The sequence below is a fragment of the uncultured Gelidibacter sp. genome (genome assembly GCF_947500795.1).
Taxonomy (GTDB): domain Bacteria; phylum Bacteroidota; class Bacteroidia; order Flavobacteriales; family Flavobacteriaceae; genus Gelidibacter.
The window spans coordinates 137251-151790 of record NZ_CANMTE010000002.1 but is presented as its reverse complement, the minus strand read 5'-3'; the positions used below and the strand labels follow the sequence as shown (position 1 = coordinate 151790).

Annotated in this window: 12 protein-coding genes; 7 read left to right on the top strand and 5 right to left on the bottom strand. The window is 37.6% G+C overall.

The features are described 5' to 3' along the window. Window positions 1–46 precede the first annotated feature (46 nt). Complete coding sequence (hemC, locus tag Q0947_RS05875; RefSeq protein WP_299393461.1) at window positions 47–1624, bottom strand: hydroxymethylbilane synthase; 1578 nt, start codon at window positions 1622–1624, stop codon at window positions 47–49. After that, window positions 1617–2876: a glutamyl-tRNA reductase gene (gene hemA / locus Q0947_RS05870; protein ID WP_299393457.1), complete on the bottom strand. Its 1260-nt coding sequence runs from the start codon at window positions 2874–2876 to the stop codon at window positions 1617–1619. The genes hemC and hemA overlap by 8 nt, the downstream gene beginning before the upstream one ends. Window positions 2877–3080: 204 nt before the next feature. On the opposite strand from hemA, the gene Q0947_RS05865 reads away from it, so the two are divergent. The 6 genes from Q0947_RS05865 (at window position 3081) to Q0947_RS05840 (ending at window position 9464) form a co-directional block, all read left to right on the top strand. Further along, window positions 3081–3968, top strand: a complete 888-nt coding sequence (locus tag Q0947_RS05865) for an AraC family transcriptional regulator (RefSeq protein ID WP_299393454.1) — start codon at window positions 3081–3083, stop codon at window positions 3966–3968. 80 nt (window positions 3969–4048) lie between these two features. After that, window positions 4049–5083 (top strand): ferrochelatase, encoded by a 1035-nt coding sequence (gene hemH, locus Q0947_RS05860; RefSeq protein ID WP_299393452.1) that lies wholly within the window; start codon window positions 4049–4051, stop codon window positions 5081–5083. After that, a complete protein-coding gene (locus Q0947_RS05855) occupies window positions 5083–6435 on the top strand; it encodes an MATE family efflux transporter (RefSeq protein WP_299393449.1) in 1353 nt (450 codons plus the stop codon). The genes hemH and Q0947_RS05855 overlap by 1 nt, the downstream gene beginning before the upstream one ends. A gap of 13 nt (window positions 6436–6448) precedes the next feature. Continuing rightward, entirely contained in the window at window positions 6449–6997 is a 549-nt protein-coding gene (locus tag Q0947_RS05850; RefSeq protein WP_299393446.1) for a CopD family protein, read from the top strand. 93 nt (window positions 6998–7090) lie between these two features. Further along, complete coding sequence (locus Q0947_RS05845; RefSeq protein ID WP_299393442.1) at window positions 7091–8542, top strand: ATP-binding protein; 1452 nt, start codon at window positions 7091–7093, stop codon at window positions 8540–8542. A 139-nt stretch (window positions 8543–8681) separates the two neighbouring features. Next, complete coding sequence (locus Q0947_RS05840) at window positions 8682–9464, top strand: enoyl-CoA hydratase-related protein (RefSeq protein ID WP_299393438.1); 783 nt, start codon at window positions 8682–8684, stop codon at window positions 9462–9464. Window positions 9465–9632: 168 nt separating this feature from the next. Here the strand turns inward: Q0947_RS05840 and Q0947_RS05835 are convergent, their stop codons facing one another. Continuing rightward, entirely contained in the window at window positions 9633–11789 is a 2157-nt protein-coding gene (locus Q0947_RS05835; RefSeq protein ID WP_299393435.1) for a S46 family peptidase, read from the bottom strand. A 224-nt stretch (window positions 11790–12013) separates the two neighbouring features. Here Q0947_RS05835 and Q0947_RS05830 point away from each other — a divergent pair, with 224 nt between their 5' ends. Further along, complete coding sequence (locus tag Q0947_RS05830) at window positions 12014–13087, top strand: PA0069 family radical SAM protein (protein WP_299393431.1); 1074 nt, start codon at window positions 12014–12016, stop codon at window positions 13085–13087. Here Q0947_RS05830 and Q0947_RS05825 read toward each other — a convergent pair whose 3' ends face one another. Together Q0947_RS05825 and Q0947_RS05820 are read right to left on the bottom strand one after the other, a co-directional pair. Next, on the bottom strand, window positions 13088–13744 hold the full coding sequence (locus tag Q0947_RS05825; protein WP_299393427.1) for an HD domain-containing protein: 657 nt from the start codon (window positions 13742–13744) through the stop codon (window positions 13088–13090). Between the two features lie 357 nt (window positions 13745–14101). Beyond that, complete coding sequence (locus tag Q0947_RS05820) at window positions 14102–14482, bottom strand: GxxExxY protein (protein ID WP_299393423.1); 381 nt, start codon at window positions 14480–14482, stop codon at window positions 14102–14104. Window positions 14483–14540: the final 58 nt, after the last annotated feature.

The window sequence follows — 14540 nt, the reverse complement described above, 5'->3', positions numbered from 1 at the left end:
CTACCAAATCTGACAATTACGGGTTAATTCCATTAGGTTTTAACCCTTAAGCGTAGTTTTCGTTTACCAAATCAATCACACTTTCTACCGTAGGTATTTTTGCAACACGCACATCGTTAAAGTGTTTTTTAGCTTCTGTAGCCGTTGTTTCTCCAATACAGTAAGCTACTCGGTTACCTGCTTCATTGTTTTCAAGATACGCAGCTACTGTGGAAGGGCTATAGAACATAATACCTTCAACTTTTGGATTAATTTCTGTTGAATCCAAAATAGTTTTGTATGCTTCTACCTCATTCACCTTAATGTTGTTTGCCTGTAAGGTGTTTGAAATTTCATCCAACCTAATATCACTGCAAAAATGAGTCACCTCAGTGCCATCAATGTACTCCACTAAATAGTCAGCAAGTGATTTGGCGTAGTTTTCAGAATGCTTCACTTTACCGATTTTAGTCTCAATCAGTTTTTTAGTGCGTCGGCCTACGCAATAGATGTTCTTAAATTGTAATTCTTCTTTAGGAACGATAGCGGTAATAGCTTCTACAGCGTTTTGGCTCGTAATGATCACATTTTGTATTGGCGACTTTAATAATGGCTTCGGAATTCTGTTTAAGCTTATTTTTAAAAAGTCGGTACTTTCTACGTTGACATTTTGAAAACGTTGGCGTTGCATTTCAGATAAATTCTTGGTAGAAAATATTTGAATGTTTTTGTCGGGGTCTTCCAGTTCATTCATAATTCTGCTTCCGCCACGTTCTAACACATAGTCAGCAGCATATTGTGCGATATTATGATGGTTGCCAAGTTTTTCTTTACGAGTGACTTCAATTTTTTTGCTGCCATCTAAACTCAACAAGACACCTTGAAAGGAAACTTCTTCGTCTTTTATGAATGCCAAAGCACCAATTGGAGCCGAACAGCCACCTTCTAAAAGGTTTAAAAACTGACGTTCTATAGTGGTACAAATTTGTGTTTCTTCGTGATTGATTTCGTTGCAAATAGCAAGTAAATCGGTATCGTTTTCACGAGCGGTGATCATAATAGCACCTTGTCCAGGAGCAGGAACCATCCATTCTAAATTGATGGCCTCTTCAGGCCGAACACCAATTCTGCCAATTCCAGCTGCGGCAAAAATAGCGCCATTCCAATCTTCATTGTCTTCAAGTTTTTGCAATCTCGTGTTGACGTTGCCACGTAAGCCAACAATGGTATGGGTTGGATAGCGGTTAAGCCACTGTGCTTTTCGTCTTAAACTTCCAGTTGCTATCACAGCTTCGCGTTGCGATAAAAACTCTTCGTTATCCTTAAAAACCAAGGTGTCTCTTACGTTTCCACGTTTTATAACCGCGGCCTGAACAATGCCTTGCGGCAACACTGTTGGAACGTCTTTTAGGGAATGTACGGCAATGTCAATTTCATTATTGAGCATTGCAACATCCAAAATTCTGGTAAAGACACCGGTAATGCCTAATTCATAAATGGGTTTGTCAAGCAGCATATCGCCAGTTGACTTTACGGGAACCAATACGGTTTTATGACCCAAATGTTCGAGTTGTTGTTGTACAGTTTTGGCTTGCCATAGCGCAAGTTCGCTATCGCGGGTACCAATTCTTATAATTTTAGACATGTGTTGGAGATTCTAACTGGAACACTTTTTTGATAAGTTCAATACTGTCGTCAGTAGACATATCATCATTTTTCAGATGGTATGCAAAGTGGTTCGTTATTTTTTGGATGATATTATTACTGATCAATTCTGCTTGTGCTTCATTAAAATCAGCATGTTTTTTACGTTGCGTTTCTAATTCCGCATTTTTGAAATCGAGCAACTTAAGTTTTAATGCATTGATTGTAGGTGCGAATTTTCGCGTTGCCAACCAGCTGTTAAAGTCTAATTTAACTTCTTCGATAATTTCCTCAGCAACCGGAATAAAGGCTTTTCTGCGCTCTAAGGTATCATCAGTCATTTGCGATAAATCATCCAAATGTACTAATGTGACATTTTCCAATTCCGTTACGTTTTGATTTACGTTTCTCGGAATTGATAAATCTAAAATCAATAATGGTTTTTTAGATTGGATGCAATGTTTGTCTACCGTCGGATTTTGAGCTCCAGTAGCCACAATTAAAATGTCAGAGGCGTTGATTTCTTCTTGAAGATTTGCGTAATCCTTTACTAACAGATTAAATTTACCAGCAACTTCCTCAGCTTTGGTCTTAGTTCTGTTAATAAGGGTGATATGATCGTTTTTGGTGTGTTTTACAAGATTTTCACAGGTATTTCTACCGATTTTCCCTGTACCAAAAAGAAGAATATTTTTACTTGAAACGTCTTCTACCGTATTTAAAATATAATGAACGGACGCGAAAGAGACTGAAGTAGCTCCAGATGAGATTTCAGTTTCAGTTTTGATGCGTTTGCTTGCTTGAATGACAGCATTGGTCAAACGTTCTGTAAAAGCGTTAAGCAAACTCAGTTTTTTAGATTCTCTAGCGCTTTTTTTAAGTTGACTTATGATTTCAAAATCACCCAAAATTTGACTATCAAGGCCAGAACCTACACGAAACATATGGGAAATAGCCTCTTTGTTTTTATAAATGTAAGCCACTTCTTGAAATTCTTCAACGGTGCCTTTTGTATTATCACAAAGTAATTTGATGAGTTGGTATGGGTGTTCTGCAAAACCGTAGATTTCGGTTCTGTTGCAGGTTGAGGTTACAATTAAACTCTCAATACCTTCTGTTTTTGCTTGATTTAGAAGGGTTTCTTTGGATGTGTCATCCAAACTAAAATGCCCTCTAACATCGGCGTCAGCCTTTTTATAGCTTAAACCAATGGCATAAAAATATGTGCCTCTTGTCATGTGGTAATGCTCCATACCTGATTTGGAAATTTGAGAGCAAAAATAGAAATGAGAATCGAATAAAAACACCGCTCGAGGAACTATTAGTGTCGCTTGTGGTTTTTTAGGGGTTTAATTTAAAAAACTATGATAAATGTCATATTTTTGCAGTCATATCAGTGCTTTATCAGGCTTTTGTTTAGAATGAATCTAAATAACTGCCATCTAATTAAGAAGATTATGGATTTAAAAAATGTCGCTAAAGGTTCTTTTGAAGAAACTCAGGTCGAAGACGGATTTTTCGTGTTGACCTGTCAAAATGAAAGTACTGTTGTTGAGGTTGCCCAGCGTGAAATTGATAGTAATTTTATTCAGTTTCACTTCTGTTTAAAGGGTTCAAGCAAGTTTATATTTAATGAAGGGCGCTATGCTTTGGATATTTTAGAAGAAAATTCACTGTTACTCTATAATCCCCAGCGCGATTTGCCTATCCATTTGGAAATGCAGCCTAATTCATGGTCGGTTTCCATTCTGATCTCCATTAAAAAGTTTCACGGATTGTTTTCGCAAGAAGCGGATTATATTACGTTTTTGAGCGATGATAATAAGGATAAGAAATATTATAAGGATGGTAAAATATCACCTTCGTCTGCCATTGTGTTGACGCAATTGATTCATTACAATTTAAACGCGTCAATCAAAAACCTATATTTTAAAGGCAAGGCTTACGAATTGTTGAGCCTATACTTTAATAGGAATGAGGATGCAAATATTGAACAATGTCCTTTTTTGGTAGATGAGACCAATGTTATCAAAATTAGGAAAGCCAAAGACATCATCATTTCCAGAATGGCAGAACCACCAACTTTGCAGGAATTGTCTGATGAAATTGGACTAAATTTAAAGAAACTTAAAGAAGGCTTTAAGCAAATTTATGGCGATACCGTGTATAGCTTTTTGTTTGATTATAAGATGGAAGTGGCCAGAAAGCTGTTGGAATCCGGAGAACATAACGTCAATGAAGTGGGCTTAAAAGTGGGTTATAGTGCATCGAGTCACTTTATAGCAGGATTCAAAAAGAAGTTTGGCATCACACCCAAAAAATACTTAATGTCCTTATCTTCGTAAATTATTAATTATCTGCTCAGTTTCCAATGCTGACAGGTTAAAAAGAGTCCCATTTTAGAGGGAATGATAAAAACAGTTCAATGAAAAAAGGAGTACTACTCGTTAATCTCGGTTCGCCAGATAGCCCAACACCAGAAGATGTTAAGCCTTATTTAAGTGAGTTTTTAATGGACGAACGTGTCATTGATGTTCCATTATGGGCACGAACGCTTATTGTAAAAGGCATTATTTTAAACACACGACCTAAAGCATCTGCGGAAGCGTATAAAAAAATATGGTGGGAAGAAGGTTCGCCTCTAATCGTCATTTCTGAGCGTCTTAAAAATAAAATTCAGAAAAACACGACCTTGCCTGTTGCCTTAGGGATGCGTTATGGTAGCATGACCATTAAAAAAGGGCTTCAGGAACTTGTTGATAAAGGTGTGGAAGAGGTGTTTTTAATGCCTTTGTATCCGCAATTTGCCATGGCAACCACCGAAACTATTTTGGTATTGGCAGAAGAGCTTCGAAAAGAACATTTTCCAAACCTTAAAATAACCGATTTAAAAGCCTTTTACAATCGCGAAGATTATATTGAGGTGCTTTCCAATTCTATTGGCAGACATTTAAAAGATAATCCGTACGAGCATTTATTGTTTTCGTATCATGGAGTACCAGAACGTCATATCCGCAAACGGGACATTACAAAATCGCATTGTAAAATCGATAAAAGCTGCTGTATTACACCGTCACCAGCACATGAATTTTGCTACCGTCACCAATGTTTGGAAGTGACAAGATTAGTAGCTGAAAAACTGAATTTAGCGCCAGGAACCTATTCAAGTTCGTTCCAATCGCGATTAGGATTTGATCCTTGGTTGCAACCACCTACAGATTTGACTATTGAGCGATTTGGTAAACAAGGCGTCAAAAAAATGGCGGTTGTTACACCTGCATTTGTGAGTGATTGTCTTGAAACTTTGGAAGAAATTGCCATGGAAGGCGAAGAGATTTTCCATGAAATGGGCGGTAAGGAATTTACAACGGTCCCTTGTTTGAATGATGACGACGAATTTGTTAACTTACTTTCAAATTGGATCAACGAGTGGGCCACTACTGAATCTGTCACTGCATAATGGCAAATAATTCTTCACAAGACTTGGGCACAAAGCCCATTAGCAAGCTTATCATAAAGCAAGCGCTACCGGCGTCTATCGGGATTTTGGTGATGTCACTGAATATTCTGGTGGATACTATCTTTGTGGGGAATTGGATTGGTTCAACGGCAATTGCTGCTATAAATGTCGTATTGCCAGTGTCATTCTTTATTGCGGCATTGGGAATGTCAATTGGTATTGGCGGATCTTCCATTATCTCCCGAGCGCTTGGCGGGGAGAATTATAAAAAAGCACTAAAAACCTTCGGCAATCAAATTACGTTGACCTTGTTACTAACCTTAACGTTGGTGTTTATTGGGCTGTTTTTTGCGGATTCCATTATCGATTCTTTTGGTGGGCGAGGGGCTATTTTTGCACCGGCAAAAACGTATTACGAGATTGTACTTTACGGGGTGCCTATTTTAGCGCTTTGTATGATGGCCAATACCGTGATTCGTGCGGAAGGAAAACCGAAATTTGCCATGTACGCCATGATGATTCCTTCAGTGAGTAACTTGTTGATGGATTATATTTTTATTTATGTGCTGGATTACGGTATGGCAGGCGCTGCTTGGGCTACGACATTGTCTTACGGGTTTTGTTTCTTGTTTATTCTTTGGTTTTATGCCTCAAACAGATCGGAGTTAAAAATCAATTTTTCCCATTTAGGATTGAATTTCCCGATTGTCAAAGAAATTACTTCCTTAGGATTTGTCACTTTAGCGCGACAAGCAGTGGTAAGTATCACTTATTTGTTCATGAATAATATTCTGTTTGATTTGGGGGGCGAGACCTCGGTGACGTCTTATGCCATTGCGGGTAGGATGTTAATGTTCGCGATGTTTCCTGTGTTGGGCGTTACCCAAGGATTTTTGCCTATTGCAGGGTTTAATTACGGTGCCAAAAACTACCATAGGGTGCGCGAAACACTCAATATCGCTATTAAATATGCGGCCATTTTAGCCTCTATCGTGTTTATTGTGTTGATGGTGTTTCCTGAAAATATTACGCGCATGTTTACTTCAGAAGTTGAGGTATTGCGACAAGCGCCAAACGATATGCGATGGGTTTTTGCTGCCACACCAATTATTGCATGGCAATTAATAGGAGCAGCTTATTTTCAAGCCATTGGCAAAGCAATACCAGCGTTATTATTGACACTATGTAGGCAAGGATTTTTCTTTATTCCGCTCATCTTGATTTTACCTCGATTTTATGGCGAATTCGGTGTGTGGATTTCTTTTCCAATTTCAGATATCTTGGCGACGATTGTGACGGCCTATTTTTTGAATCGGGAAATCAAGAAGAATTTAATCCCTAAAGATGTTTAATTAATTTTGCGTCATGGAATACTATAACTACATAAAATCCTTACATCTCATCTTTGTAATCACCTGGTTTGCTGGGCTTTTCTACATTCCTCGATTATTTGTGTATCAAATTGAAGCTTCCCATAAACCATCGCCAGATAAGGAGATTCTAGGCGAACAATTAAAATTGATGGCGAAGCGTCTTTGGAATATCATCACATGGCCTTCAGCTATTCTCGCTATTATTTTTGCAATTTGGCTGCTTATTTTAAATCCATATTGGTTGCAACAAGGCTGGATGCATGTAAAATTGGTGTTCGTTGTGTTATTGATTATTTATCATCTAAAAACCCATCAATATTACAATCAATTGCAACGTGGTGAAGTGACTAAGACTTCTAATTTTATGCGATTATGGAACGAAGGAGCTACGTTTATTCTGTTTTCAGTTGTCTTTCTGGTAATTCTTAAAAGTTCAATAAATTGGATTTTTGGTGTGGTAGGCATCCTTGTTTTAGGAGTGCTATTGATGCTGGGCTTTAAGATCTACAAGAATATACGGGACAAGAATCCAAACGCATAATAGTGCCACTTCAAATCTGTTCTAATTTTGAAATTATTCCAAGGCCGGTTTTGGTGTGATTATTGTTATATTTATCGTGCTACAAATTTTTAAATGAAACTCAGACGGCTTTCCTTACGCGTACGTATCTTTTTTGCAATGATTTTGTTGGTGCTTATCGCGTCCATTCTTATTGCTAGCGTTACCATTTATCAATATAACGAAGAAGCACGAGATTATCATCGTGATCGTTTGGAGCGGAAGGAAGAGAATATTAGACGTCACATCGATTTTGTAATCCGAGAAACTTATTGGGAAGTAAAGACTGAAAAAGTGCCTTTAATCTTCAAGGAAGAGATTTATAAAATTGCTGATATCCACCAATTACAAGTAAATATTTTTGATCTTGAAGGCGGATTGATGAAATCTTCAAAGGCGAGTATTGAAGGCGATACCATCGCAAAATGTCTAAACGCTAATATTTTAAACGGCCTTTCCAATACTGCGGAACATCGCTATGTTGAGAAAACAACACTTAATAATCAAACATTTCAATCGTCTTATACCTACATCACCGACAAACAATTTAAACCCATAGCAATTCTGAATTTACCCTATTTGGAAAACGATGAATTTCTAAATAAGGAATTGCGCGAGTTTTTGGAACGTCTTGGTTATGCCTATTTTGTAATGCTTTTATTGGCGATTCTTTTGGCATATTTCCTATCAAAATACATTACAAAATCGCTTAAAACCATTAGTGATAAAATCAATGCGACGCGCCTCGAAAAACAGAATAAGCGAATTGAAATTGAATCGTCCAGTGAGGAAATTGCCACTTTGGTGAATTCTTACAATAGTATGATTGACCAGCTTCAAGAAAGTGCTGTCAAATTAGCCACTTCAGAACGTGAGCAAGCATGGCGAGAAATGGCGAAACAAGTAGCGCACGAAATTAAAAATCCGCTGACACCAATGCGTTTGAGCGTACAAAGTTTCCAACGTAAGTTTAATCCTGAAGATCCTGATATCCATCAGAAAGTGGATGAATACAGCCAAACTCTCATTCAGCAAATTGATACGATGAGTTCTATAGCCTCAGCATTTTCAAATTTTGCAAAGATGCCGGCACAGCAGAATGAAACCCTTAATGTGGTGCATATTGTAAAGCTGGCCTTAGATATTTTTAGTGAAGACTATATTATTTTTATAGCAGATGAAAAGGAAATCATTGCCCAATGGGACCGCACACAACTGATTCGTGTGGTCACTAATTTGGTGAAAAATGCGACGCAGGCAATTGCGGACGATAAAGATCCGAAAGTTGTGGTAAGTGTCATGTCTGAAGATAATTTGGTAAAAATCTCCGTAGCTGATAATGGTAAGGGGATTTCGGAAGAAAACATTCCAAGAATTTTTGAGCCTAAGTTCACTACAAAATCGAGCGGCATGGGTCTTGGGTTGGCGATGGTTAAAAATATAGTGGAAACTTACCACGGAACTATTACCTTTACTTCTCAGAAAGGGAAAGGAACCACTTTTACCGTTACTTTTCCAAAACAATAAGATGTCTGGAAAGGCAGGAATCTTATAAAATAATTCTTAATTTTCAATTTCTGTCGTTTCGGTGGGTCTCGATATGCAAGTCCATATCGCTATAAATCCAATTTGCGAAAGTCAGCTGTACTATTTTAAAAATATAATTATGTCTTACGAAAACATTCTATCCAACACTAAAGACGGCATCACAACCATTACAATTAACCGTCCAAATAAGTTAAACGCCTTAAACAAAGCAACCATAAACGAGCTTAACCAAGCTTTTAAAGTGGCAAATAAGGATAAAAAAACGAAGGTGATCATCATTACTGGAAGTGGCGAAAAAGCTTTTGTGGCGGGCGCTGATATTAGCGAATTTGCCGATTTTGATGTTGAAAAAGGTGGAAAACTAGCAGCTAAAGGTCAAGAATTGCTATTTGATTATGTAGAGAATTTATCCACACCTGTTATTGCCGCGGTCAACGGATTTGCGCTTGGTGGTGGACTCGAATTGGCAATGGCGTGTCACTTTAGGGTGGCGAGTGATAATGCCAAAATGGGCTTACCAGAAACTTCATTAGGAGTTATTCCAGGATATGGAGGTACTCAACGTTTGCCACAATTGGTGGGCAAAGGTCGCGCTATGGAAATGGTAATGACGGCAGGTATGATTGATGCTGAAACTGCTAAAGCTTACGGATTGGTAAATCATGTAACCACTCAGGAGGACTTAATGCCTTTATGTGAGAAAATAGCAGGCAAGATCATGCGTAACTCTACAGTGGCCATTAAAGGCGCTATAAAAGCGATTAACGCTAATTATAAAGACGGTGTTGATGGTTATAAAGTAGAGATCAAGCAATTTGGAAAATGCTTTGGAACTGAAGATTTCACGGAAGGCACTACGGCGTTTTTAGAAAAGCGTAAGGCTGAGTTTCCGGGAAAATAGAACACGGACCCGCCTTAGTCGGCAGGGCAGGTCACGCAGATTCGGCTGATTTACGCTGATCCATTGAGATTTATAAAAACAAAAAAATGCGAACTACATAATAGTTCGCATTTTTCATTAAAAAAAGTCTTAATACTCACTTCTAAAGCGAAGCGGTCTTAATTCTAACTATAATTTCCCACCAACAATTGTCAATTCGTCAACAATATGTTTAGCGTTAGAATATTTGTCAATCAACCAAAGTACGTAACGGATATCAACATTGATGGTACGTTGTAGGTTGCTATCAAAAATAACATCGCCAGCCATCGCTTCTATATTACCATCAAAAGCTAAACCAATCAATTCGCCTTTACCGTTAATCACTGGAGATCCTGAATTACCACCAGTAATATCATTATCAGATAGGAAGTTTACTGAAAGCTCACCTTTTTCATTGGCGTAACGTCCGTAATCCTTTTTCTCATAAATGTCTAACATGTCTTGTGGCAAATCAAACTCATCATCATTAGGAATGTATTTTGCAACCATTCCTTTTAATGTAGTGTAGTTATTTACTGCAGCATCATTTCTTTTATCAGCAGGTAAAGCTCTCACTTTTCCGTAGCTTAAACGCAACGTAGAGTTAGCGTCAGGATATTGAATGTTGCTCAATTTAGACTCACGTAATCCAGCAACCAACTTTCTGAAAGCCGCTTGATAATCGTTCTCAGGTTTCACCAAATGCTCTGGTTGCTCTCTGTATTTTGCTAATAACTCTCCAGATAATTTGTACAATTGATCATTTTCTAATTTTGAAAGATCAGGATTTTCTAAGAACGCCTGTACATTTTCTTTAGAAGAGAAGATGCTTGCATCAAAAGCAGAATCAACAAAAGCTGTAAAATCGTTAGTGTTTTTATCAGCGATTTCTTTAACCATCACTGGAAGTGGATAGTTGGTTTTAGTCGCATATAAGCTTAATTGTTTTGCAAGGATTTCTTTTTCTAAAGGCAAGTGGAAATCTTTAAACGACGCGTCAATAAAAGGCTGTAATCTGGAAAGCATGTTTTCACGTGCAGCTTCATTAGATTCTGCGTATTGTTTTAAAGCGCTACCAATTCTTGATGGTAACACCGCAAACTTGCTACCACGTAACATTCCTGTTAAATAGTTGTCGTGTTGCGCCTTGTCATTAGTCAATTTATAGTAAGCATTGATATCAGAAATTACATTGCCATATTTAGCTTTGTTTTCTTTTTTATTCGCCCATTTATTGAAAGCGTCCTCCACTTTTGTTTTGGTAGCTACAGTTTTATGATCTGTTAAAGCAGTAATCATTCCACCACGGTTTTTCCAATAGTTAGCGATGCTTGCGTAAGAAGAAGCGTACATTAAGTTGATAGCTTCATCACTATCCATATACTTTTTCATCACGTCCATGCTCAATTTAGAACCTTCAACCCATGCAGGATAAGCAAACTTCACGTTTTGCTCAACACCTTGTGCAGGCATCCAACGGTTGGTTCTACCTGGGTAACCTAAAATCATTGCAAAATCATTTTCCTTAACGCCATCAAGACTTACAGGAAGGTGGTATTTTGATTTTAAAGGCACATTTTCAGTAGAATATTCTGCAGGATTTCCTTCTTTATCAGCGTAAACTCTGAATAGAGCAAAGTCGCCTGTATGTCTTGGCCACTCCCAGTTATCAGTGTCACCACCATATTTTCCAACACTTTCTGGAGGTGTTCCTACCAAACGGACATCTTTGTAATCTTCATATACAAAGTAGTAGAATTCATTGCCTTGGTAGAAAGAACGTACAGAAACGGTATATTTTCCGCCTTCATTATTTTCTTGCTCAATTTTGGCAATTTCTCTGTTGATGGCAGCTTCACGGTCTTTTTCAGACATCGTTTCATTTACTTGTGATAAAATACGTTTTGATACATCGTCCATTCTAACGAAGAATCTAACGTATAAGCTTTCTGGCTTTAATTCGGCATTTAAAGATTTTGCCCAATAACCATTTTTAAGGTGGTTTCTATCAGCAGAAGATAATTCTGCAATAGCATCATAACCACAGTGATGGTTAGTTAACACCAATCCGCTATCAGAAACAATACTAGCGGTACACCCACCATTAAATTGAACAATAGCATCTTTTAAGCTTCTGTTGTTGACGCTGTAAATTTCTTCAGCAGTCAATTGAAGTCCCATTTTTTGCATGTCTCTATGGTTAAGACGCTCAATATGCATCAAAAACCACATGCCTTCATCTGCTTTAATTGCCGATGAAAACGTCATCATAAAAATGGTGAGGGAAAGCAATAATTTTTTCATGTTTTAGGAATATTTGTGAGGGCTAAAATTATTGAATTTTTAGGGGTTTATGTAAGATTGTCTATGTTAAAAGGATGTTATTTTTTAACAGAAGGCTTTCTTTGTAATCGATTCATCCTGAGTTGTTAATGGTGCTTTCTACAAATTGTAGCCATCACCAGCATAGGTGTCTTGCTATCTTTAAGGTCTCATCTAGGCATTAACAATCATCGAAAAGTCATAAAATGGACCCTAATCCTACCATAAAAGGTCGCGGAGCACAAATTAACGTCCCCAATAAATTCTTCCAATTAAGTCATGAAATGCGCGATGATTTTTTAGAATATTGCGCGAAAGAAGGGGAGGACGCTGATAAAAATAGAACGCTCTATTTGGAAGTGTTTCCAAAGACCATTGTCAACAAAGTGGACAGTCCTGATGTGGGAATGGGCTATTCCATGAATATGTACCAAGGTTGTGAGCACGGCTGTATTTATTGTTATGCAAGGAATAGCCATGAATTTTGGGGATATAGTGCCGGGCTCGACTTTGAACGTCGGATTTTGGTTAAGAAAGATGCGCCAAAATTGTTGGAACAGTTTATAAAAAGGAAAAGTTGGCAAGCGTTTCCTATTGTAATGTCTGGAAATACCGATTGTTACCAACCTGCCGAACAGGAATTCAAGCTAACGCGTCAATGTTTGGAAGTTTTTTTAAAGTACAAACATCCAGTCGGTATCATTACAAAAAACGCGTTAATTCTTAGGGATCTTGATCTTCTCAAAGAACTTGCTAAAGACAATCTAATTGCGGTGAACCTGTCCATTACCTCACTTTCGGAAGAGACTCGTCGTGTCTTGGAACCAAGAACGGCAACCATCAAAAAACGATTGGAAACTGTAAAGACTTTATCTGAAAACGGGATTCCAGTAAATGTGATGATGGCTCCAATTATTCCTTCTATCAACAGTCATGAAGTCTTGCCATTGGCGAAAAAAGTGTCCGAAATGGGTGCTTTGAGTATGGGACATACCATAGTGCGACTCAACGGCGCTATTGCAGAAATCTTTACGGATTGGATTCATAAAACGATGCCTGATCGCGCCGAGAAAGTTTTGCATCAAATTGAAAGCTGCCACGGTGGCAATTTAAACGATTCACGTTACGGAACGCGCATGAGAGGCGAAGGTGAAATAGCCAAACAAATCAACGACATGGTGAAACTGGCCAAGCTTAAATATTTTAAAGGGAAATCTATGCCTACACTTAATACAGACCTCCATGAGGCGTTTAAAGATCGGCAATTGAAATTGTTTTAATTATTTTAATCCATCCCATTCTGCATAAAACTGCTCTAGAAAATATTCCATAAAATGGTGTCTTTCCGTAGCAATTTGTCGGCCGGTTTCAGTGTTCATTTTATCCTTTAAAAGCAATAATTTTTCGTAAAAATGATTGATAGTAGGAGCGTTTGATGCTTTATATTCCTCTTTAGACATTGATAAGTTTGGCTTAATCTCCGGATCATATAACGCGCGATTTTTAAATCCGCCATAATTGAAGGTTCTGGCAATGCCAATAGCGCCTAGCGCATCTAACCGGTCTGCATCCTGAATGACATCAAGCTCAGGCGACCTGAATTTTTGAAGTTCATTTCCGCCTTTAAAGGAGATGTTTTCTATGATGTTTACCACATGATCAATGACCGCTGCGTCCACATTAATCTCCGTTAAAAACTCGCGTGCTACATTTGGGCCAACCGTTTCATCACCATTATGGAATTTACTATCGGCAATATCGTGGAGTAGCGCTCCGAGTTGAACAATAAATACATCAACCTGTTCCGTTTTGGCTATCAGCAATGCATTGTTCAATACTCTTTGAATGTGAAACCAATCGTGTCCGCCTTCTGCGTTTTCGAGTTGTGATTTTACAAATGCGATAGTTTGTTCAATTTGATTTTGTTGGATTTTCATGTGGAATAGGAGAACGCAGATGACGCGGATTTTTTATGATTGACGCAGAATGTTATTCACTGCATTGATAATTATATGATTTTGTTGGATTTTCATGTGGGATAGGAGAACGCTGATGACGCGGATTTTTTATGATTGACGCAGATTCTTTTAAATTATTGATATGAGATGCTTTGGGTTAAGCATTAGATAATGGATGAGTTGAAACTCGTATGTTTCGCAAAGTAACCCATCTGATTTAATTTCTATAATCGGCAGTTTTTGAATGCTTATAACTGTTTGTCAATTAGCATTATAGAGAATTAAATAATCAGTTAAAATCAGCTAAATCCGCGTCATCTGCGTTCTATAATATATCTAAAATTTATTCGAAAATATTTTCCTTTTTATCTGAGGCGTTTTGCCAAAATTCAGCAGCAATCCGACTTCAATATCTGTAGCTTTGAGATAGTTTATAAGTTGAAATTCATGCTCTTCACACAAAGATTCAGCAGCTTTAATTTCAATAATTACGGCTTCCGAAACAATTAGATCAGCATAATATTCCCCAACTATTTGGTGCTTGTAATGGACATTGATTTGTTTTTGTCTTTCTACAAAAAGACCCAAACTTTTTAATTCAATGAACATTGCTTTTTCATAGACTTTCTCCAAAAAACCATAGCCTAATTGATTATATACATTGTAGAAACCTTTCAAAATGAGATCTGTAGTTTCTGAATGTTTATAATTATCCATTAATAAGCCATACTAGGAAAAATCAGTTAAAATCTGCTAAATCTGTGTTATCAGCGTT

Bases quoted from the DNA above. Each gene is read 5' to 3' on its own strand.
- hemC (WP_299393461.1), bottom strand. From the start codon at position 1,624: ATGTCTAAAATTATAAGAATTGGTACCCGCGATAGCGAACTTGCGCTA.
- hemA (WP_299393457.1), bottom strand. From the start codon at position 2,876: ATGGAGCATTACCACATGACAAGAGGCACATATTTTTATGCCATTGGT.
- Q0947_RS05865 (WP_299393454.1), top strand. From the start codon at position 3,081: ATGGATTTAAAAAATGTCGCTAAAGGTTCTTTTGAAGAAACTCAGGTC.
- hemH (WP_299393452.1), top strand. From the start codon at position 4,049: ATGAAAAAAGGAGTACTACTCGTTAATCTCGGTTCGCCAGATAGCCCA.
- Q0947_RS05855 (WP_299393449.1), top strand. From the start codon at position 5,083: ATGGCAAATAATTCTTCACAAGACTTGGGCACAAAGCCCATTAGCAAG.
- Q0947_RS05850 (WP_299393446.1), top strand. From the start codon at position 6,449: ATGGAATACTATAACTACATAAAATCCTTACATCTCATCTTTGTAATC.
- Q0947_RS05845 (WP_299393442.1), top strand. From the start codon at position 7,091: ATGAAACTCAGACGGCTTTCCTTACGCGTACGTATCTTTTTTGCAATG.
- Q0947_RS05840 (WP_299393438.1), top strand. From the start codon at position 8,682: ATGTCTTACGAAAACATTCTATCCAACACTAAAGACGGCATCACAACC.
- Q0947_RS05835 (WP_299393435.1), bottom strand. From the start codon at position 11,789: ATGAAAAAATTATTGCTTTCCCTCACCATTTTTATGATGACGTTTTCA.
- Q0947_RS05830 (WP_299393431.1), top strand. From the start codon at position 12,014: ATGGACCCTAATCCTACCATAAAAGGTCGCGGAGCACAAATTAACGTC.
- Q0947_RS05825 (WP_299393427.1), bottom strand. From the start codon at position 13,744: ATGAAAATCCAACAAAATCAAATTGAACAAACTATCGCATTTGTAAAA.
- Q0947_RS05820 (WP_299393423.1), bottom strand. From the start codon at position 14,482: ATGGATAATTATAAACATTCAGAAACTACAGATCTCATTTTGAAAGGT.